General features: G+C 67.0%; 15 protein-coding genes. 10 read left to right on the plus strand and 5 right to left on the minus strand.

Annotation, left to right across the window (positions count from 1 at the left end):
• Window positions 1–4 precede the first annotated feature (4 nt).
• Complete coding sequence (topA, locus tag K2Y42_RS09560; RefSeq protein ID WP_291151590.1) at window positions 5–2,755, minus strand: type I DNA topoisomerase; 2,751 nt, start codon at window positions 2,753–2,755, stop codon at window positions 5–7.
• Window positions 2,756–3,008: 253 nt separating this feature from the next.
• Window positions 3,009–3,701 (minus strand): HAD-IA family hydrolase, encoded by a 693-nt coding sequence (locus K2Y42_RS09565; protein ID WP_291151592.1) that lies wholly within the window; start codon window positions 3,699–3,701, stop codon window positions 3,009–3,011.
• Window positions 3,702–3,838: 137 nt separating this feature from the next.
• On the opposite strand from K2Y42_RS09565, the gene rpiA reads away from it, so the two are divergent.
• The 3 genes from rpiA (at window position 3,839) to K2Y42_RS09580 (ending at window position 6,875) form a co-directional block, all read left to right on the plus strand.
• A complete protein-coding gene (gene rpiA, locus K2Y42_RS09570) occupies window positions 3,839–4,561 on the plus strand; it encodes a ribose-5-phosphate isomerase RpiA (RefSeq protein ID WP_291151594.1) in 723 nt (240 codons plus the stop codon).
• Window positions 4,562–4,691: 130 nt separating this feature from the next.
• The gene (gene gor / locus K2Y42_RS09575; RefSeq protein ID WP_291151596.1) at window positions 4,692–6,056 is read left to right on the plus strand and encodes a glutathione-disulfide reductase; all 1,365 of its coding nucleotides are present in this window, start codon (window positions 4,692–4,694) and stop codon (window positions 6,054–6,056) included.
• Window positions 6,057–6,119: 63 nt separating this feature from the next.
• Window positions 6,120–6,875: a glucose 1-dehydrogenase gene (locus K2Y42_RS09580; RefSeq protein ID WP_291151598.1), complete on the plus strand. Its 756-nt coding sequence runs from the start codon at window positions 6,120–6,122 to the stop codon at window positions 6,873–6,875.
• Between the two features lie 189 nt (window positions 6,876–7,064).
• On the opposite strand, the gene K2Y42_RS09585 is transcribed toward K2Y42_RS09580, so the two are convergent.
• Window positions 7,065–7,247 carry a hypothetical protein gene (locus K2Y42_RS09585; protein WP_291151599.1) on the minus strand — a complete coding sequence of 61 codons (183 nt, stop codon included), beginning with the start codon at window positions 7,245–7,247 and terminating at the stop codon, window positions 7,065–7,067.
• Between the two features lie 413 nt (window positions 7,248–7,660).
• Here K2Y42_RS09585 and K2Y42_RS09590 point away from each other — a divergent pair, with 413 nt between their 5' ends.
• Both K2Y42_RS09590 and K2Y42_RS09595 read left to right on the plus strand, forming a co-directional pair.
• Window positions 7,661–8,656, plus strand: coding sequence for a neutral zinc metallopeptidase (locus tag K2Y42_RS09590; protein WP_291151601.1), 996 nt, complete (start codon window positions 7,661–7,663; stop codon window positions 8,654–8,656).
• Window positions 8,657–8,763: 107 nt separating this feature from the next.
• Window positions 8,764–9,417 carry a glutathione S-transferase family protein gene (locus K2Y42_RS09595; RefSeq protein ID WP_291151604.1) on the plus strand — a complete coding sequence of 218 codons (654 nt, stop codon included), beginning with the start codon at window positions 8,764–8,766 and terminating at the stop codon, window positions 9,415–9,417.
• Window positions 9,418–9,463: 46 nt separating this feature from the next.
• Here the strand turns inward: K2Y42_RS09595 and K2Y42_RS09600 are convergent, their stop codons facing one another.
• On the minus strand, window positions 9,464–10,372 hold the full coding sequence (locus tag K2Y42_RS09600; RefSeq protein WP_291151606.1) for a hypothetical protein: 909 nt from the start codon (window positions 10,370–10,372) through the stop codon (window positions 9,464–9,466).
• A gap of 433 nt (window positions 10,373–10,805) precedes the next feature.
• Here K2Y42_RS09600 and glmU point away from each other — a divergent pair, with 433 nt between their 5' ends.
• The 4 genes from glmU to K2Y42_RS09620 all read left to right on the plus strand — a co-directional run bounded on the left by glmU (window position 10,806) and on the right by K2Y42_RS09620 (window position 16,819).
• Window positions 10,806–12,164 (plus strand): bifunctional UDP-N-acetylglucosamine diphosphorylase/glucosamine-1-phosphate N-acetyltransferase GlmU, encoded by a 1,359-nt coding sequence (glmU, locus tag K2Y42_RS09605; RefSeq protein WP_291151609.1) that lies wholly within the window; start codon window positions 10,806–10,808, stop codon window positions 12,162–12,164.
• Between the two features lie 125 nt (window positions 12,165–12,289).
• A complete protein-coding gene (gene glmS, locus K2Y42_RS09610; protein ID WP_291151612.1) occupies window positions 12,290–14,110 on the plus strand; it encodes a glutamine--fructose-6-phosphate transaminase (isomerizing) in 1,821 nt (606 codons plus the stop codon).
• 106 nt (window positions 14,111–14,216) lie between these two features.
• The gene (locus K2Y42_RS09615) at window positions 14,217–15,881 is read left to right on the plus strand and encodes an SPOR domain-containing protein (protein ID WP_291151614.1); all 1,665 of its coding nucleotides are present in this window, start codon (window positions 14,217–14,219) and stop codon (window positions 15,879–15,881) included.
• 86 nt (window positions 15,882–15,967) lie between these two features.
• Window positions 15,968–16,819: a DUF502 domain-containing protein gene (locus K2Y42_RS09620; protein WP_291151615.1), complete on the plus strand. Its 852-nt coding sequence runs from the start codon at window positions 15,968–15,970 to the stop codon at window positions 16,817–16,819.
• 160 nt (window positions 16,820–16,979) lie between these two features.
• Here K2Y42_RS09620 and recG read toward each other — a convergent pair whose 3' ends face one another.
• Window positions 16,980–19,094, minus strand: coding sequence for an ATP-dependent DNA helicase RecG (gene recG, locus K2Y42_RS09625; protein ID WP_291151617.1), 2,115 nt, complete (start codon window positions 19,092–19,094; stop codon window positions 16,980–16,982).
• A gap of 275 nt (window positions 19,095–19,369) precedes the next feature.
• On the opposite strand from recG, the gene K2Y42_RS09630 reads away from it, so the two are divergent.
• Window positions 19,370–19,639 (plus strand): succinate dehydrogenase assembly factor 2, encoded by a 270-nt coding sequence (locus K2Y42_RS09630; protein ID WP_291151619.1) that lies wholly within the window; start codon window positions 19,370–19,372, stop codon window positions 19,637–19,639.
• Window positions 19,640–19,712: the final 73 nt, after the last annotated feature.

Consider the following 19,712-nt stretch of genomic DNA (forward strand, 5'->3'; position numbering starts at 1 on the left):
CAGCTCAGCCGTCGGCTTTGGCGGAGGTCTTCTTAGGCTTCGGAGCGGCCTTCTTGGCGGGCTTCTTTGCGGCGGGCGCCTTGGCCTTTGCGGCTTTCGGTTCCACATCGCTGTCGGCCTTCTTGGCCTTGGGTGCGGCCTTGGCTTTCGGAGCCGCTGCCGCCTTCGCGCCGCCTCTTGCGGGCTTCTTGCCGCCTCCCTTGGCCGCGCGCTCCTGAAGCAGGCGGACCGCTTCGTCGACGCTGAGGTTTGCGGGCTCGGTGCCCTTCGGCACCGTGGCGTTGACCTTGTTCCAGCTCACGTAGGGGCCGTACTTGCCGTCGAGCACCTGGATCTTGCCGCCGCCGCCCGGATGCTCTCCGAGATCCTTCAGCACGGTCTTGGCCGCGGAGCGCCCGAACCGGCTCGCGCCCTTGCCGGCGCGCTTTTCTGCGAGCAGCGTCACGGCGCGGTTGAGGCCGATGGTGAAGACGTCATCGATGCTCTCGACGTTGGCGTAGGTGCCGTCGTGCTGGATGAAGGGGCCGTAGCGGCCGAGGCCGGCCATGATCGGCGTGCCGGTCTCGGGATGGATGCCGACCTCGCGCGGCAGCGAGAGAAGCTGCAGCGCCTTTTCGAAATCGATGGTGGCGGCGTCGATGCCCTTCGGGATCGACGAGCGCTTGGGCTTCTCGTCGCCCTCGCCCTCGCCAAGCTGGAGATAGGGGCCGAAGCGGCCGGCCTTGACGACGACCGGCAGGCCGGTGTCGGGATCGAAGCCGAGCTCACGCTCGCCGCCGCCCGTCGCCTCGCCGGAGAGCTGGCGGGTGTACTTGCAGTCGGGATAGTTGCCGCAGCCGATGAAGGCTCCGGATTTGCCCGAGATCTTGAGCGAGAGACGGCCGGTGCCGCACTTCGGGCAGGTGCGTGAATCCGATCCATCCTCCTTGGCGGGGAAGATGTGCGGCCCGAGCATCTCGTTCAGCGCTTCGAGCACGTCGCCGACGCGCAGATCCTTGATGCTGTCGATGGCGCCCGTGAAATCCCGCCAGAAGTCGCGCAGCACCTCTTTGTACTCCATCTCGCCTGACGAAATGAGATCGAGCTTCTCTTCGAGGGCAGCCGTGAAATCGAATTCGACGTACTTGCCGAAGAAGCTTTCGAGGAAGGCGATGACGAGGCGGCCCTTGTCCTCGGGCACGAGGCGCTTCTTGTCGATGCGGACGTAGTCGCGCTCCTGCAGCACGGCGAGCGTGGATGCGTAAGTCGACGGGCGGCCGATGCCGAGCTCTTCCATCCGCTTGACGAGGGTGGCTTCCGAAAAGCGGGGCGGGGGCTGCGTGAAATGCTGCTCGGGCTCGATGGCGCGGTCGCGCACGGTGTCGCCCTCGTTGAGCGTCGGCAGGCGGCGGCTCAGGGCGTCGTCTTCGGATTGATCGTCCTTGCCCTTGTTGATGGTCAGGACGCGGTCGTCGCGGCCTTCGTCGTAGACCTTGAGGAAGCCCTCGAACTGCATGACGGAGCCCGTCGCGCGCATGCCGTAGACCTTGCCGTCGCGGCCCTTAACCTCGATGTCGGCCGTCGTCTGCTTCATTTCGGCGGACGCCATCTGGCTTGCCACCGCGCGTTTCCAGATCAGCTCGTAGAGCTTGGCCTGATCGGCCTGGAGGTAACGGGCGACGGAGGCCGGCGTGCGGGTGACGTCGGTCGGGCGGATGGCTTCGTGCGCTTCCTGCGCGTTCTTGGCCTTGGTCTTGTATTCGCGGATGAAGGGGGCGACGTAGCGCTGCGAATATTCGCGCGCGATCAATCCGCGGATGGCGTTGATGGCCTCGGGAATGATCGTGACGCCGTCGGTTCGCATATAGGTAATGAGGCCGACGGTCTCGCCGCCGACGTCGACGCCCTCATAGAGGCGCTGGGCGACCTGCATGGTCTGCTTGGCGGAGAAGCCGAGCTTACGCGAGGCGTCCATCTGCAACGTCGAGGTGGCGAACGGCGCGTAGGGGTTGCGCTTCACGTCGCGGCTCTCGACGCTCATGACGCGGAAGTCGCCCTTCTCGATGGCGCGCTTGATGGCGAAGGCGGAGGCCTCGTCCTTGATGTCGAGCTTCTTCAGCGTCGTGCGGTCGATGGCCTGCAGGCGGGCCGGGAATTCCTCGTTCGCCGCGGTGGCGAGGGTTGCCTCGACCGTCCAGTACTCGTCGGTGCGGAAGGCTTCGATCTCGGCCTCGCGGTCGCAGATCAGGCGCAGCGCGACCGACTGCACGCGGCCCGCCGACTTGGCGCCGGGCAGCTTGCGCCACAGCACAGGAGAGAGCGTGAAGCCGACCAGGTAGTCCAGCGCGCGGCGGGCGAGATAGGCGTCGACGAGCGGCTCGTCGATCTGGCGCGGGGCGGCGATGGCGGCCAGGATGGCCTGCTTCGTGACCGCGTTGAACGCGACGCGCTCGATTTCGAGGCCCTTTTTGATCGCCTTCTTCTGGGTGAGGATCTCGAGGAGATGCCAGGAAATGGCCTCGCCTTCGCGATCAGGGTCGGTCGCGAGAATCAGTTTGTCGGCGCCTTTGACGGCCTCGGTGATCTCGCGGATGATCTTCTGGGAGCCGCTGTCGATCTCCCACGTCATCTCGAAATCGCGGTCGGGGGCGACGGAGCCATCCTTCGACGGCAAGTCCCGCACATGACCGAACGACGCGAGCACTTTATAGTTGCTGCCCAGGTACTTATTGATCGTCTTCGCCTTGGCGGCCGATTCAACAATAACGACGTTCATCTTGTGCTTTCTTGGCCTTGAACTTGTTGTGGCGCCCTGAGGAAAGTGCGGCGGGCGCTCCACCTAAAATTGTCGGACGCGTTGCTTTGCGCGCAGGCGGTTCAATGCTCGAAACTCGGGGCGGGAACATGGGAGAGGAACTGCCGCCTGTCAAACGGCCTGCTTTTTGGCCCCGTCCGGCCGGGAGGGGCGGCATTAAGCATAATTTCAGGCACAAGGGCGGGAAAATGGCCCTGGCCCGTGGCTTAGACGGTTAACCGGAGGGGCCGGCAGAAGCGGGCGCCAGCAGCCGGCGGACGGCCGCGTCAAGCTCCGAGAAGTGACCGATCACCGCATCGGCGCCGAGAGCGTCCACGGGCTGGTCCGAATAGCCGAAGGTGCAGACGACGGCCGGGACGGCGGCGGCCTTGGCGGCCGAAACGTCGATCGCGGTATCGCCGATCATGACCGCGTGCCGGGGATCGCCGCCGGCCATGCGGATCGCGCCCAGGACGTGGTCGGGATGCGGTTTGAAGACCGGAAAGCTGTCGCGTCCGGCGACGGCGTCGAACAGCCCGTCGAGGTTGAGCTCGGCCAGCAGATGCGTGGCGAGCGCGAGGCGCTTGTTGGTGCAGACGGCGAGGCGTGCGCCGCGGCTGCGGAAGCTTTCGAGAGCGGCGACCACACCGTCGAAGGGCCGGCTTTCACGCGCGATGTTGGGCTCATAGTAGGCGAGGAAGCGGGCGAGCAGGCGATCGACCTCGGCCTCCGGAAGCGTGCGGCCGGTCTGGTTCAGACCCTCCAGGATCATGCGGCGCGCGCCGAAGCCGATCGTGCCGCGCAACGTTCCGGCGGCGATGGGCTCAAGGCCGAGATCGGCCAGCGCGTGATTGGTGGCGGCGACGAGATCGGGGGCGCTGTCGACGAGGGTGCCGTCGAGGTCGAAGACGAGTGTGGCGTTTTTCATGGCCCCTCGTTTAGGCCCATCGCACGGCCGCAGCAAGGCCATGCAGCAACGGGTCAATTCGCTTGGGCGCGGCGTCGTTTGACCCTTGCTCTCGCCGCCAACGACTGGCAGACAGGAAGGCATTAGAAGGATGCGTGATGTCGGTGAAAGACCACAAGCTGGCCGCAGCGCGGCGTGCGCTCGGTTTTGTCGAGCCCAAGATGCGTCTCGGGCTGGGAACGGGCTCGACGGCCTCTCTCTTCGTCGAGCTGCTTGCGGCCGAGGTGCAGAGCGGACTGTCGGTGCTGTGCGTGCCGACGTCTGAAGAGACGCGGGCGCTTGCCGCCAAGCTCGGCGTGCCGCTGACGACGCTCGACGAGACGCCGCTCCTGGATCTCACGATCGACGGCGCCGACGAGGTCGACGGAGAGCTGCGTCTGATCAAGGGCGGGGGCGGCGCGCTGTTGCGCGAGAAGATCGTCGCGACTGCCTCCGACCGCATGATCGTGATCGCGGACGAGAGCAAGCGCGTCGACAAGCTCGGCACGTTTCCGCTGCCCGTCGAGGTCGTTCGCTTCGGCGTGACCGCGACGCGCAACATGATCGAGATGCTGGCGCACGATTCAGGCTGTCAGGGCGACATCACGCTCAGGCTTGCGCGCGACGGCACACCGTTCGTGACGGACGGGGGCAACTACATCTTCGACTGCTCGTTCGGAAGCGTCGACGATCCGGAGTCGCTCGATGAGGCGCTGAAGTTCATTCCGGGCGTGGTCGAGAACGGCCTCTTCCTCGGCATCGCAGACGTCGCGATCATCGGAGGGGCCGATGGCGTTTCGGTGCTCGAAGCCCACTACGGCGAAAGCGCGGAGGCGGTTTAAGGCGGGCGTGCGCGCCCTCTTGTCGCGCACGTGTTGCGGGCGTGGCGCGCTTCCGGCACGGTGCGTCCGATCCTGATCGACCTCACTTCATCTCTGAGGCGTCTATTTCCTGCGGCCGGAAGCGCGAGCCATGACAGCGACGGACTACGATCTCTTCGTCATCGGCGGCGGCTCGGGGGGCGTGCGCGCCGCGCGGATCGCAGCCGGGTATGGGGCCAAGGTCGGCATTGCCGAAAGCGATCGGTTCGGCGGCACGTGCGTGATCCGCGGCTGCGTGCCGAAAAAGCTGCTCGTCTATGCGTCGCGCTACGGCGACGACTTCGAGGACGCGCGGGGCTTCGGCTGGAGCGTCGGAGACACGAGCTTCGACTGGGCGAGCCTGATCGCCAACAAGGATCGTGAGATCGCGCGGCTCGAGCGGATCTACGAAGGAAACCTCAAAGCGCGCGGCGTGACGACGATCGCGGCGCGGGCGCGCCTCGAGGGGCCGGGCGTGGTGGCGCTTTCGGACGCCACGCGCATCAAGGCGCGCACGATCCTCATTGCAACCGGCGGACGGCCTGTGCGCTACGGCGACATTCCGGGTGCCGCGCACATCGTGACGTCGAACGAGATTTTCGAACTCCCGCGCCTGCCGAAGCGCATCGTGGTGTGCGGGGGCGGCTACATCGCGGTCGAGTTCGCGGCGATCTTCGCGGGGCTCGGCGTCGAGACGACGCTGATGCATCGCGGGGCCAAGATCCTGCGCGGCTTCGACGAGGAACTGCGCGACGGCCTGATGGAAGCGCTTGCCGGTCGCGGCATCACGCTGCGGATGGACACGGTGCTGGAAGGCGTCGCGGAATGCCCCGGCGGTTTCAATCTCGCGCTGCGCGGAGGTGAGACGGTCGAGACCGAACTCGTGCTGTCGGCGATCGGGCGCGAGCCCGCAACGCACGACCTCGGCCTCGAGACGGCGGGTGTGCGGACGGGGCCGCGCGGCGAGATCATCGTCGATGCCTATTCGGAGACAAGCGCGCCGGGCATCTACGCCGTGGGAGACGTGACGGACCGGATCAACCTCACGCCGGTCGCCATTCGCGAGGGCCACGCGTTCGCCGACACGGTGTTCGGCAAGAAGCCGGTGAAGGTCGATCACTCGCTCGTGCCGACGGCCGTGTTCACGACGCCGGAGCTCGCAACGGTCGGTCTCTCGGAAGAGGCGGCGCGGGCGCAGGGCTTCGAGATCGACCTCTACAAGTCGCGGTTCCGGCCGATGCGCAACACGCTCTCGGGGCGCGAGGAGCGGACGTTCATGAAGCTCGTGGTCGATGCGGCGACGGACCGGGTGCTGGGCTGCCATGTCATCGGGCCGGACGCGGCGGAGATGGTGCAGATGGCCGCCATTGCGCTGCATCTCGGCGCGCGGAAGGCCGACTTCGACGCGACCGTGGCGCTGCACCCGTCGGCGGCCGAGGAGTTCGTGACCATGCGCGACAAGTGGGTCGCGCCCTGATCCTTTACTTTAGCAGGCGGGAAGCCGTTTCCGCGTGCCCAGAACCGCGCTAGAGAGCACGCCATGACAAGATTGAAAGACAAAGTGGCCGTCGTGACTGGCGCGGGCGCCGGCATCGGCCGGGCGATTGCGACGCTGTTTGCGTCCGAAGGCGCGCATGTGTTCGTGACCGACCTCAATGGCGGGAGTGCGGAGGAGGCGGCCGCCTCGCTCACCGGGCAGGGGCTCCGCGCGACGGCGATGACCGTGGACGTCTCGCGCGGCCAGGACGTGACGGCGCTCTGCCGTGAGGTCGAGCGTGCGTTCGGGCGGGCGGACGTTGTCGTGAACAATGCCGGCCTCAACGTGCGCAGCGACTTTCGCCACCTGTCGGATTCGGACTGGGTGAAGATCCGCGAAGTGAACCTCGACGGCGTGGTGCGGATCGCGCGCGATGCGTTCGGCCTGCTCAAGGCGTCGAGCGCGGGATCGCTGATCAACGTGTCGTCGATCATGGGCCATCGCGGGCTGCGCCAGCTTGCGGCCTATTCGGCCACCAAGGGCGCGGTGACGGCGCTGACCAAGGCGCTGGCGGTCGAGTACGCGCAGTACGGCATCCGGGTGAACACGCTGGCGCCGGGCTACATCGATACGGCGCTGACCGAGCGGTTCCTCAAGAACCCGTTCGTGAGCAAGGCGCTGCTGGACAAGACGCCCATGCGCCGCTTCGGGACGCCGGAAGAAATCGCGCGCGCGGCGCTGTTTTTCGCCAGCGACGATTCCCTTTACGTGACGGGCGCGGAACTGACCGTGGACGGCGGCATGTCGGCGGGGCTGTAGACGCCGTCGTCCGTAAGACGGTCATCCTCGGGGTGACGGCGTTGGCCCGTCGTGTTGGCCCGTCGGGCTACCTCGCTGCTGCTTTCCCACGCGGAGGATTGGGTCCTAGGCACAAGGCCTAGGACGACAGGGTGGGAGGGATGCGCGGCGTCGAGGGTCGTCGCGCTTCGGCGTCAGCACGCGCGATGCTCACGCGAGCGGGCTGAGCACCTTGAGAGACGGGGTGGCGTTGAGGCGGGCCAGCTTGACGGGATGGCGGCGGGCCTTGATCGATATCTCGACGACGGTTTCGCGGCGGGCATCGGCCGAAGGCTTGGGTGCGATGGCGCGGCGCGAGGGCTGGGCGCGGAACGGGGGAAGTGGACGCTGCAATGACGCCTCCTTGAGGTTTGCTGCTGTCGACAGGCGGCGGGAGTAGCACCCGGTGTTCTGCGCAGGCAATCGGTGCAGGTCGTTCGCCCACAGGCGAATTGGCCGTCATGTCCCGAAGCCCGCTCAGCGCCCGCCCATCGCTTGATCGGCAATCGAATTCGCAATCGTTCTCTCAGCCGTTCTCTCAGCAATCGTCGTGCCAGCGCACCGCGCGCAAAAAAAGCCGCGCGCGGCCAAGCTGTTGGCTGAAGCATCTTCGTTTGCATGGCAGCTCGGGCGCGAACGGCGATCAAAGAATCGGCGGATCGTGCCTCACGCGTCGGCAGTTCCGGGCCGCGTCGGGGTCAAACGACTGGAAAGCAACCCGTCTCTGACGCTATGGTCGGCGAATTGGAAGGCAATACGGGTGTCTCATGCGCTACGAAGACGACGACCGCCAAAGCAACAACGTCGATGACCGGCGCGGCCAGGGTGGCGGCTTCCGGTTTCCAGGCTCCGGCGGCGGACGCGGGATCCAGATCCCGATCGGCGGACGGGGAGGCATGAGCCTCACATCGCTGCTGATCCTCGGCGCGATCATGCTGTTTTTCGGAATCAATCCGCTCGAAGTGCTGCTCGGCGGCGGGCAGGGCTTCCCCGACATCTCCCAGCAGATGCCCCAGCAGCAGGAAGCGCCGCAACGGCGCGCCGATCGCGGCCCGCTCGACATTCCGGGTCTGCCCGGCTCCGAGCCTGGCACCAAGGGCACGCCCGTTCCGAAGGGCGAAGACGAGATGAAGGTGTTCATCTCGCGCGTGCTGGCCGACACGGAAGACGTATGGAACCGCGTGTTCGAGAGCTTCGGGCGCAAGTACAAGGAGCCGCAGCTCGTGCTGTTCAGCGGGGGCACGCAAACGGCTTGCGGCACCGGCGTGTCTGCGATGGGGCCGTTCTATTGCCCGCTCGACCAGAAGGTCTACGTCGATCTCGTGTTCTATGACGAGCTCAAGAAGCGCTTCAACGCGCCTGGAGATTTTGCGCAGGCCTACGTGATCGCGCACGAGGTCGGGCACCACGTGCAGACGCTGCTCGGCATCTCGGATCAGGTGCAGAGGGCCAAGCAGCAAGCGAGCGAGCGCGAAGGCAACCGCATCCAGGTCATGATGGAGCTGCAGGCGGACTGCCTGGCCGGCGTCTGGGCCAACCTGAACGACCAGCTCAAGAAGCGCCTCGAGACCGGTGACATCGAGGAGGGTCTCAACGCGGCGAGCCAGATCGGCGACGACATGATCCAGAAGCGAACGCAGGGCCGCGTGGTGCCGGACGCCTTCACGCACGGCTCGGCGGCGCAGCGCGTCGAGTGGTTCACGCGCGGGTTCGATTCAGGGGAGATGAAGGCCTGCGATACGTTCAAGTCGGGCGCGCTCTAAAGCGAATTTCGCTCGAGATAGAAAAAGGCCGCGCTCCGGAATGAGCGCGGCCTTTTGCGTGTCTGCCAGCCCAGCGGCCGAAGAGTTTCGCCAGGAGGAGCTTCGCGATGACCATCACAATTACCGCCTTTGAACGGTCACCCGACGGCGGCAAGGGACTGGCGCGCGATACGCGCGTGCGCTGGGCGCTTGAAGAGGTGGGCCAACCTTACGAGGTCCGGCTCGTTTCGTTTCAGGCGATGAAGGAGCCGGCCCATCTGGCGCTGCATCCCTTCGGCCAGATTCCGACCTACGAGGAAGGCGATCTTGCGCTGTTCGAGACAGGCGCGATCGTGTTTCACATCGCCGAGCGCCATGCGGGGCTGCTCCCGCGCGATGCGAACGGCCGGGCGCGCGCGGTCGCATGGATGTTTGCCGCGGTCAATTCGGTGGAGCCGGCGATCCTTGAACTCGTAACCGCCAAGATCCTCGAAGGCGACAAGCCTTGGACCAAGGACCGCCTGCCTCTGATCGAGGATCGTGTCCGCAATCGGCTGGGCCAACTTTCTCGTCGCCTTGGCGATGCGGATTGGCTCGACGGCGACTTCAGCGCGGGCGACCTGATGATGGTGTCGGTGCTGCTCAGGCTGAGATCGTCAGGTCTTCTGGACGAGTATCCGAACCTGGCCGCCTATGTCGCGCGCGGCGAAGCGCGGCCCGCTTACAAGCGGGCCTTTGCGGCGCAACTGGCGATCAATGCCGCTGCGCCGCCGGCCGGCTGATCGAGGCCGGCTTGAAGGCGCTATCCGAGTTCTGTGCGCCCTGACCCTAGAGAGCGTCGCCAGTGTAGCGGGCGACCTGGCAGGGCGTCGCCTTGAGGGCGAGTTCCTGGCAGAGCTTGCGGGCCTCGTCGATGTTGGCGACGGGACCGGCGATGAGATCGAAGGTCTGCTCGGTGCCCGAGACGTCGGTGGCGACGCGGGGCTGTAGCGAGCTGATGGCCTGGCCATGGCGCTCGTTCAGCAGCGTCCAGCTCAGGCGGAGGCTGTCGACGGACGGGCCGGTCGCGATGCGGACGCCCACCGGCCGGTTGGGGTTTTCAGGCGTGGCCGCGTTCGACGACTGCGGACCGGGGACGGCGATTGTGGTCGTGACCGTCGGCGGGCCGAACGTGATCGCGCCTGCGGCGGGCGCCGCGACGCTGCCCGTCTCCAGATCCGGCTGGTTGGCCTTGGCGGCGGCGGCTTTCTTGTCGTCCTTCGCCTTCTTCTGTTCGGCGGCTGCGGCGGCAACCTGTGCGGGCTCGGCGGCCTTGGCCTTCTCGGCCTTGGCGAGGGCGGCCCTTTCCTTCGGCGTCAGCGCGGCCATCTGGGCGGGCGCGGCTTCGATGGCTGCGACGCGGGTCGTGAGATCGCGGGCCGCTTCTGTCTGGCTCGAAACCTGGGCGCGCAGCTCGATCAGCTCGTTGCGGAAGAGGTCGATGGTGTTGCGCAGGGTGCGCACCTCGGCCGTGGCGTGATTGACGGCGGTCTCGATCGGATCGGCGGGATCGCCAGACCCGTCGGAGTGTTCCGCTTCCGGGGTGAGGTAGCTGGCGACGTCCGTCGGCTTCATCATCAGGAGCCCAAGGTAGATGAGCGCCAGGGCGGCGGCGGCCGACCAGCCCACCACGTAGGGTGTCAGCGTGCGGCTCCGGACCTGCGGTGAACTCGGCTGAGGATTGCTCTTTTCCGTCATGATCAGATTCCGGACCCTACTAGAAATTTGAGGACTTTCGCGCGCTTCGGGGCACGCTTCGCAACTCTCTTGGCAACGCACGTTGCTACGCTCAAAACTCCGGCGCGGGGCTCTCAAAACCCCTTCCGCCAACGTCCTAGGTGGCTGAGTCCCCCCAGGGGGTCAACGCGACGGGGGCATGCAACTGTGGACGATTTGGGGATAGAGAACGCGCTGCGGGACAAGGGCTTTTCGGCCGCACTGCATTTGGCCGCCCGCGTGGCGCAGACGCCCCCGATCGCACCGGCATTTGCGCCCGGCGCATTGGGGCGATAGCGTCAGCCGATTCTTGACTTGTGGCCGCAAAGCCTCGTATTGCGCGGCAACTTTCGGCCAAGTGCCGACGAGCCGTTTCCACCTCGTCGGAAGATGCTCCAGCGTTCAGGACCGCCTCATGGCTCGCCCCCTTCTCACCGTGATTCTGGCTGCCGGCAAGGGCACCCGCATGCGCTCGGCGCTGCCGAAGGTGCTCCATCGCATCGCCGGGCGCTCGATGCTCGGGCATGTGCTGGCGCTCGCCAACGGGGTGGGCGGGGACAAGCTCGCGGTCGTGGTCGGGCCTGGCATGGACGTGGTGCGCACGGATGCGCTGGCGGCGGCGCCCGGCGCGGATGTCTTCGTGCAGGAAAACCAGCTCGGGACGGCGGATGCGGTGCTCGCGGCGCGCGAGGCAATCGCATCGCAGCGGGGTGATCTCCTGGTGCTGTTCGCGGACACGCCGCTGATCACGGCCGCGACGGTCAAGGCGCTGCTTGGCGAGCTGGATCGGGGGGCTTCGATCGCCGTGCTCGGTTTCGAGGCGCGCGATCCGGGAGCCTACGGGCGGCTTCTCACGGCCGAGGACGGGACGCTGGTTGCAATCCGCGAGGCGAAGGACGCGACGGAGGCCGAGCGCGCCGTGCGGCTCTGCAATTCGGGCGTGATGGCGTTCAGGTTGGACGAGCCGCTGGCGGTGCTGGATGAGATCGGAAACGCCAACGCGAAGGGCGAGTACTATCTCACCGACGCGGTCGAGCTTGTGCGCAAGCGCGGCGGGCGGGGAGCCGTGGTGGTGTGCGACGAGGACGAGGTGCTCGGCGTCAACTCCCGGCGCGAGCTGGCCACGGCGGAAGCGATCTGGCAGCGTCGCGCGCGCAACAAGGTGATGGACGAGGGCGTGACGCTGATCGCCCCCGACACCGTGTGGCTGTCGTTCGATACGGTCATCGGGCGCGATGTCGTGGTCGAGCCGAACGTCTTTTTCGGACCCGGCGTCTCGGTGGCCGAGGGCGCGGAGATCAAGGCGAACTCGTACTTCGAAGGGGCGCGGATCGGCGAGGGTGCGCGCATCGGCCCGTTCGCGCGTCTCAGGCCCGGCGCGGTGCTCGGGCGCGACGTGCACGTGGGCAATTTCGTCGAGGTGAAGAACGTCGCGATGGCGGACGGGGCGAAGGCCAACCATCTCTCGTATCTCGGCGACGGCACGGTGGGGGCCAAGGCCAACATCGGCGCGGGCACGATCTTCTGCAACTACGACGGCTTCTTCAAGCACAAGACGGAGATCGGCGCGGGAGCGTTCGTGGGCTCGAACTCGTCGCTGGTGGCGCCGCTCAAAATTGGGGCAGGGGCGTACATCGGATCGGGGAGCGTAATTACCAAGGACGTGGCGGCGGATGCGCTGGCGCTCGAACGGTCGGACCAGGACGTGCGGCCGGGATGGGCTGAAAAATTCCGCACCATGATGGCGCGCCGGAAGGCAGCCGCCGGCAAGTGAGCCGCGTTAAGAACGGACATATTGTTTGATTTGATCGGGTCGCTGGCGTCACTTACGGCACATGAGGGGGCGCTGGGCCGGACACGATTCTCGTTTCGGGGCGCGGGCAAGCGAAAGGCTTATCGATGTGTGGGATTGTCGGCATTCTCGGCAGCAAGCCCGTCGCGACGGACCTCGTCGACGCGCTGCGCCGGCTTGAGTATCGCGGCTACGACAGTGCCGGCATCGCGACCGTCGAGAACGGGCACCTGGAGCGGCGGCGCGCCGAAGGCAAGCTGCGTAACCTTGAGACGCGCCTGCTGTCCGAGCCGCTGAGCGGGCACACGGGCATCGGGCATACGCGCTGGGCGACGCACGGGCGTCCGACGGAGCGCAACGCGCATCCGCACATGACGGCGGCCGTGTCGGTGGTCCACAACGGCATCATCGAAAATTTCCGCGAGCTGCGCACAGAGCTCTCGGCCAAGGGCCACACGTTCGAGACCGACACCGATACCGAAGCCGTAGTGCACCTCGTGACCGACGAGATGCAGCGCGGGGCGGGTCCGGTGGACGCGGTGAAGGCGGCGCTTGGCAAGCTGCGCGGCGCATTCGCGCTCGGCATCATTTTCGCCGGTGAAGACGACCTGATGATCGCGGCGCGCCAGGGCAGCCCGCTCGCCATCGGTCACGGGCGAGGCGAAATGTATCTCGGCAGCGACGCCATCGCGCTCGCGCCGTTCACCGATGCGATCACCTATCTCGAAGAGGGCGACTGGGCGGTGATGCGCCGCGCGGGCGTCAACGTGTTCAACCGCGACGGCGAAGCGGTGACGCGGCCGCAGATCAAGTCCATCGCCAGCTCCCTGCTGGTCGACAAGGGCAACCATCGCCACTTCATGGCGAAGGAAATCCACGAGCAGCCGGAAGTCATCAGCCACACGCTCGCGAACTATCTCGACATGGCGAACGCGCGCGTGACCATTCCGGATCTCGGCGTCGATCTCGCCAAGATCTCGCGCGTCACGATCTCGGCGTGCGGCACGGCGTACTACGCGGGCCTTGTGGGCAAGTATTGGATCGAGCGCTATGCGCGCCTGCCGGTCGAGATCGATGTGGCCTCCGAGATGCGCTACCGCGAGGCGCCGCTGCCGGAAGGAGGGCTCGCGCTGTTCGTCTCGCAATCCGGCGAGACGGCCGATACGCTTGCGACGCTGCGCTATGCGCGCGCGAACGGCCAGCGCATCGGCAGCGTCGTGAACGTGCGCACCTCGACCATCGCGCGCGAGTCGGACGCGGTGCTGCCGACGCTGGCGGGACCTGAAATCGGCGTTGCCTCCACCAAGGCGTTCACGTGCCAGCTCGCGGCGCTTGCCTGCCTCGCGATTGCGCTCGGGCGCGCCCGCGGCGTGCTGACGGAGGCGCAGGAGCAGGAGCTCGTGTCGGCGCTGATCGAAGTGCCGCGGCTGATCTCGTCGATGCTGCACAACGAAGAGCAGTTCGTGGAGCTGGCCCAGAAGCTCTCCAAGGCCCGTGACGTGCTCTACCTGGGGCGCGGATCGAGCTATCCGCTGGCGCTCGAAGGGGCGCTCAAGCTCAAGGAAATCTCCTACATCCACGCCGAGGGGTATGCGGCGGGCGAGCTGAAGCACGGGCCGATCGCGCTGATCGACGAAAACGTGCCGGTGATCGTCGTGGCGCCCGATGACGACCTGCTCGAAAAAACCATCTCGAACGTGCAGGAAGTGGCCGCGCGCGGCGGGCAGATCATATTGATTTCAAACGCTGATCCGGAAAAAATCGGGTGTGAGCTGGCGGCCCACATCGTGCCCCCCAAGGCGCACGCGTTGACCAATCCGCTGATCTATGCGGTGCCCGTGCAGCTTCTTGCCTATCATACGGCCGTCTTCATGGGGACGGACGTCGATCAGCCCCGCAACCTGGCGAAGTCGGTCACGGTAGAATGAGGGGATAAGCCCGGCCACACTGCCGCCGCGGATTTGCCTCTTCGATCTGGTTGACCTAAAGGTTCGCGGGGTGCTGCGTCTGGATAAGCGGCTGGGAAAAGTGCGCATGGTCGGTGCGACGCATCGGGGGCTACGTCTATTTCGTTCGCTCAGCACGCCTTCAGGCGTGATGCTGGCGGGCGGGTTGCTGGCTGCGGCCGCCGTGTTGCCGCTCGTGACGGGCTTGCCATTGGTGACTGACGCGGCCGCTCAGGAGGCGGCGCCCGCCAAGCCGGCTGCCCCACCTAAGCGCCTGACCGCGGCCCAGCAAGCCAAGCAGATGAAAGACGCCAAGGCTGCGGCGGAAGCTCAGCGGGAAGGCGCGGCCGCCGGCCAGCGCGCCTATGCAGCGGGCATCAAGGCTTTCGAGGGCGGAGACATTCAGGGCGCCGAGCAGCAGCTCAGCGTCGCTCTTTCGGGCGGCGGACTGCCCAACGCGCAGATGGCGCGCGCGCTTTATTATCGTGGATCGGCCTATCGCCAGCTCGGACGGCCGGCGCAGGCGATCTCGGATCTCACGACGGCCGTCTGGCTCAAGGGCGGCTTGCCGGATGATCTCAAGGCGAAGGCCGTCGAGGCCCGCAAGCTCGCCTATCAGGAAGCCGGTCTCGGTACGTCGCCGCCGCCGGTCGGAGCCGCGCCCCTTGACCAGAGCGCGGCCGCGGCTGCTCCGAAGGCGGTCACGGGCACGCAAATCGTACAGGTGACGGAACAGGGCTTCTGGAGCGGCGTCTCCATGCCGTCGTTGCCCTCTTTGCCGACCTTCGGCGGCGGCCAGCCGACGCAGACGGCGGAGGCCGCGGCCCCCGCGGCTCCCGGCGCGCAGCAGCCGTCCTCGTTCTGGAATTTCCTGCCGTCGTTCGGCGGCGGGGCCTCGCAGCCGGCGGCCGAGGGCGTGCCGCCGGAGGCCGCAGGCTTCTCGACCACGACGGTCGCGGCTTCGTCCGAGGCTGGATCGGCCCCTGCGATGGGGTTTGCAACAACCGCAGAGCCGGCGCAGATGGCCCAGCCTACGGCCTGGGATACGCAGACGGCCACGTCCGCTGCAACGCATGCCGCGCCCTCGCAGTCGGTAGTCGCGAGCCTCGCGCCGCCGCATGACGCTTACGTGCCGCCGCCGGCTGCGCCCGCGGCTCCGGTCGCCGCCGCGCCAGACGCATCCGCCGGCACCAGCAACCCGCTCGCCGGCGCTGGGCAGGCCGTGACTGGTTTCTTCAGCAACATGTTCGGCTCATCGTCCGGAACCCAACCGGCGCCCGCGGCCGATGCCGTGACGACCGGATCGACAGAGGCTCAGCCCGGCGGCTGGAGCGGAGACACGTCGGTCGTGACCTCGCAGACATCGTCGATGGTTCAGCGCGGCCCCGAGTCGCCGCCCTCTTCGGCGGGTGCGGACGCCTCGTCCTGGACGACCCAGAGCCAGGGCGCTGCGGCGAAGCCTGCGCCTCAGAAAGTCGCGAACGCCGCGCCCACGGCTGCGGCGGGGAACTACAAGCTTCAGGTCGCCGCCGTGCGCTCGCGCGAGGAAGCCCAGAGCCTGGCGCAGTCTTTGTCGACCTATCCGGCGGTGCAGAACGGTACGGTGCGGACCGAGATCGACGAGGCGGTGATCGGCAGCATGGGCACCTTCTACCGGGTCAGGCTCGGCCCCTACGCCGATGCCAAGGAACCGGGGCAGCTCTGCGCCACGCTGAGGCCGCAGGGCTTCGATTGCCTCGTGGTGACGCAGTAACAGGCGATGCCTGCGGCCGCGCGGCGCCTCGGCGTGGGCCCGAGCAGTGTTGACGAGTGGGGGCGCGAGACCCCACGATGGCTGCCATGAGCAAGCAGTCCGGTAAGCCTCCTCCCAAGAGCGACGACAGCCACGCCCTTTCGGCTGGTTTGCAACGCTTGGCGACCGATGACGGCGCTCCGCTCCGCATTGGCGCGCGGCTGCGCAACTACTTCCTCACGGGACTGATTATCGTCGGGCCGGTGACGCTCACGATCTACATCATCTGGTGGGTGATCAACGTTACGGATGCGTGGCTGAAGCCGTTCGTGCCGAGCGCCTACCTGCCGGATACGTATCTGCCGTTCTCCGTGCCGGGCATCGGGCTCTTGTTCGGCATCGTGTTCCTGACGCTGATCGGCGCGCTCACCGCCAACCTGATCGGCCGGTCGATGATCTCGTTCGGCGAGATGGCGCTCGACCGCATGCCGATCGTGCGCAACGTGTACCGGGCGCTGAAGCAGTTCTTCGAGTCGCTGGTCTCGGCGACGGCGACCGGAAACCAGCAGGCCGGATTCCAGAAGGTCGGGCTGATCGAGTTTCCCTCGAAGGGATTGTGGTCGATCGTGTTCGTGACGGGCGAGACCAAGGGCGAGATCGGCGTCACGAAACCGGGCGGCGAGGACGACCTCGTGACGGTGTTCATGCCGACGGGCATCGTGCCGCCGACCGGGTTCATCTGCTTCGTGCCGCGGCGTGACGTGACGTTTTTGAAAATGAGCGTCGAGGATGCGGCGAAGATCGTCATCTCGGCGGGCATGGTGGTGCCCGACTACGAGGCGCGCCTGAAGCAGCTTGCCGACATGGCCGTCAAGACCGAGGGCAAGCGCGTGGTGTTGCCGGGGCAATCGCCGGGTGCGCCCGGTGCTGGCGTGCCGCCGCCGGCGGGCGGGGCTTAGACCGCTTTTCGATCTTTCAGACTCAACGGTGTTCCGAGGGTAGGGGTGGGGGGATGCCCAACGCTGCCGTTCGGGGTTCTCCCCTCCTAGCCTCCCCCACAAGGGGGGAGGGACGAGCGTACGGGGAGAGGCTGGCGCGCGTGTGCTCGGCGCGTCTTGGTTACGCGGCGCGGAAGAGGCGGATGGCTTCATCGCATTCGAAGACGTAGAGCAGGCGGCGGAGCGCTTCGCCGCGCTCGGTCGTGAGGTGCGGGTCGGCCGACAGGATCATGCGCGCGTCGTCGTGGGCTGCTGAGAGGAGCTCGGAAAATCCAGCCCCGCCCGCGACGCGGAATTCCGCTTCGCCACTTTGGCGCGCGCCCAGCACTTCGCCGCCGCCGCGCAGCTCCAGATCCTTTTCCGCAATCAGGAAGCCGTCCTCGGTGTCCTCCATCATGGCGAGCCGTTCCTGCGCCGTGCGCGTCAGCGGTTCCGCGTAGAGCAGCATGCAGAAGCTCTCGCGGCTGCCGCGTCCCACGCGGCCGCGCAACTGGTGAAGCTGGGCCAGCCCAAACCGCTCGGCGTGCTCGATGACCATGATGTTGGCGTTCGGCACGTTGACGCCGACCTCGATGACGGTGGTCGCCACCAGCACCTTCAGATTGCCGTCGGCGAAGGCGGCCATGGTGGCGTCCTTGGCGGTTGCATTCATGCCGCCATGCAGGAGGCCGACGCCCTCGCCGAGCACCTGCGTGAGATGGGCGTGGCGTTCTTCGGCGGCGGCGAGATCCGAAACATCTGAGGATTCGATAAGCGGGCAGACCCAATAGACCTGCGCGCCCTCGGCCAGTTGCGCCTTGATGCGGGCGATCAGTTTTTCCATCAGGCCGTTCGCGATCTGCTTGGTCACGATCGGTTTGCGGCCTGCGGGCTTTTCGGTGAGCTTCGAGACTTCGAGGTCGCCGTAGTGGGTCATGAGAAGGGTGCGCGGGATCGGCGTCGCGGTCATTACGAGCATGTTGGCGCCGCCGCCTCCGCCTTTGGTCTGCAACGCAAGCCGCTGGTGGACGCCGAAGCGGTGCTGCTCGTCGATGACGGCGAAGGCGAGATCGTGGAAGACGACATCGGCCTGAAAGAGCGCGTGGGTGCCGATCAGGATGTCGATGTCGCCGGCGTCGAGGCGCGCGAGGATGTCGTCGCGGACGCGGCCCTTTTCGCGGCCCGTGAGCAGGCCGACGCGGATGCCGGCTTTCTCGGCCAGCGGCGCGATGGTCTCCATGTGCTGGCGGGCAAGAACTTCTGTCGGCGCCATGAGCGCCGATTGCGCGCCCGCTTCGACGGCGACCGCCATCGCAAGCAGCGCGACCACCGTCTTGCCCGAGCCGACGTCGCCCTGCAGCAGGCGCAGCATGCGGCGCGGCGCGCTGATGTCGGCCTCGATCTCGCGGAGCGCCGTTTTCTGCGAATTGGTGAGTGCGAACGGCAGGGCGTCGATGATCTTCGCGCGCAGCCTGCCGTCGCCGTGCACGGGGCGTCCGCGCTGGGCCTTGAAGCTCTCGCGGACCATGGCGAGGGCGAGCTGGTTGGCCAGCAGCTCATCGTAGGCGAGGCGCTGGAGCGGTGCGCTGCCCGGGGAAACGTCGGCGGCGTCTTCCGGGTGGTGGAGGCGCTTCAGGGCCTCGGCGAACGACGGCCAGCCGCGCTGCTTCAACCAGGCGGCGTCCTGCCATTCCTGCATCGGCGGCACGCGTTCGAGCGCCTGGCGCTCGGCCTTGAGCAGCACTTTGCCGGAGAGCCCGCCGGTCAGCGGATAGACCGGCTCGAGGAGGGGAAGATCGCCGCGATTGTCGGGGGCGACGATGTAGTCGGGGTGCGCCATCTGCAGGGTCTCCCCGTAGCGCTCGACGCGGCCCGAGACGTAACGCTCCTCGCCAACCGGGAGCTGGCGCTCAACGAACGAGCGCTCGACGCGGAAGAAGACGAGGTCCAGGCGGCCGGTTTCGTCTTCGGTCGCGACCTTGTAGGGGGCCTTGGTGTTGCCGCGCGGCGGGCCCTTGTGCTTCAGGACGCGGACCTTGAGGGTGGCGATGGTGCCGGGAAGGGCTGCCGCCACGGTGGGCTCGGCGCGGCGGTCGATGACGCCGGTCGGCAGATGCCAGAGCATGTCGATGACGCGCGGGAGAAGAACCCCCGGCGGCAACCGCAGGGCCTTCTTGAGCAGCGCAATGACGCGCGGGCCGACGCCCTTGAGGACCTCCGCCGACGCAAACAGGGGTGTGAGCTCTGGAGGCCGCATGACGCAGGAAGCCGGGTTCGCGTGAAGGCTCGGGGGCGCCTGCGGCGACGCGGGCGCTCCGAGAAGGGTAGGACGGGCTGACATCGACCGGCCAGGGCGCTATATGACACCCCTCGACGGGCGACGCAAAGCGCTGCCGGATTTCCCTTGTTCTGCCGTGCTGATCATCCGAAAACCGGCGTCTTCCGGATGCGGAATGGACGGGGTTCTTCCAACAGCGCCGATCGGCAGGCTCCGTCGCCGGTTGGCATCGATCAGGTCTCTGGTGGGTTCGGATGATGAGCGAGGACATCGAGGTCCGCCGCAGGCGTGCGGTGTGGCGCGCGGGGCATCGGGGCACCAAAGAGCTCGATATCCTGGTCGGGCGCTTTGCCGACGCGCATCTCGGCACGATGGACGACAGTGAGCTTGCCCGCTTCGAGGCGTTTCTCGCGCTCAGCGAGCCGCAGTTGCAAGCCTGGCTCCTGGCGCCGGAGGCGGCAAGCGCGGAGGGCGAGTTTGCCGAGATCGTGACGGCGATCCGCAAATTTCACGGTCTCGGGTGAAACGAGACCCAAGCGACGTGGCCTCGCGCGAGGCGAGGCCCGCGCGAGCGGGGTACGTGTAAGACGAAGCGAT

Origin of the sequence: Hyphomicrobium sp. (assembly GCF_019744875.1) — a bacterium.
Classification (GTDB): domain Bacteria; phylum Pseudomonadota; class Alphaproteobacteria; order Rhizobiales; family Hyphomicrobiaceae; genus Hyphomicrobium_C.

Coding starts and splice junctions, on each gene's coding strand:
- recG (WP_291151617.1), bottom strand. CDS start 19,094: ATGCGGCCTCCAGAGCTCACACCCCTGTTTGCGTCGGCGGAGGTCCTC.
- K2Y42_RS09580 (WP_291151598.1), top strand. CDS start 6,120: ATGACAAGATTGAAAGACAAAGTGGCCGTCGTGACTGGCGCGGGCGCC.
- glmU (WP_291151609.1), top strand. CDS start 10,806: ATGGCTCGCCCCCTTCTCACCGTGATTCTGGCTGCCGGCAAGGGCACC.
- gor (WP_291151596.1), top strand. CDS start 4,692: ATGACAGCGACGGACTACGATCTCTTCGTCATCGGCGGCGGCTCGGGG.
- K2Y42_RS09600 (WP_291151606.1), bottom strand. CDS start 10,372: ATGACGGAAAAGAGCAATCCTCAGCCGAGTTCACCGCAGGTCCGGAGC.
- K2Y42_RS09565 (WP_291151592.1), bottom strand. CDS start 3,701: ATGAAAAACGCCACACTCGTCTTCGACCTCGACGGCACCCTCGTCGAC.
- K2Y42_RS09620 (WP_291151615.1), top strand. CDS start 15,968: ATGAGCAAGCAGTCCGGTAAGCCTCCTCCCAAGAGCGACGACAGCCAC.
- glmS (WP_291151612.1), top strand. CDS start 12,290: ATGTGTGGGATTGTCGGCATTCTCGGCAGCAAGCCCGTCGCGACGGAC.
- rpiA (WP_291151594.1), top strand. CDS start 3,839: ATGTCGGTGAAAGACCACAAGCTGGCCGCAGCGCGGCGTGCGCTCGGT.
- K2Y42_RS09595 (WP_291151604.1), top strand. CDS start 8,764: ATGACCATCACAATTACCGCCTTTGAACGGTCACCCGACGGCGGCAAG.
- K2Y42_RS09630 (WP_291151619.1), top strand. CDS start 19,370: ATGATGAGCGAGGACATCGAGGTCCGCCGCAGGCGTGCGGTGTGGCGC.
- topA (WP_291151590.1), bottom strand. CDS start 2,755: ATGAACGTCGTTATTGTTGAATCGGCCGCCAAGGCGAAGACGATCAAT.
- K2Y42_RS09590 (WP_291151601.1), top strand. CDS start 7,661: ATGCGCTACGAAGACGACGACCGCCAAAGCAACAACGTCGATGACCGG.
- K2Y42_RS09615 (WP_291151614.1), top strand. CDS start 14,217: ATGGTCGGTGCGACGCATCGGGGGCTACGTCTATTTCGTTCGCTCAGC.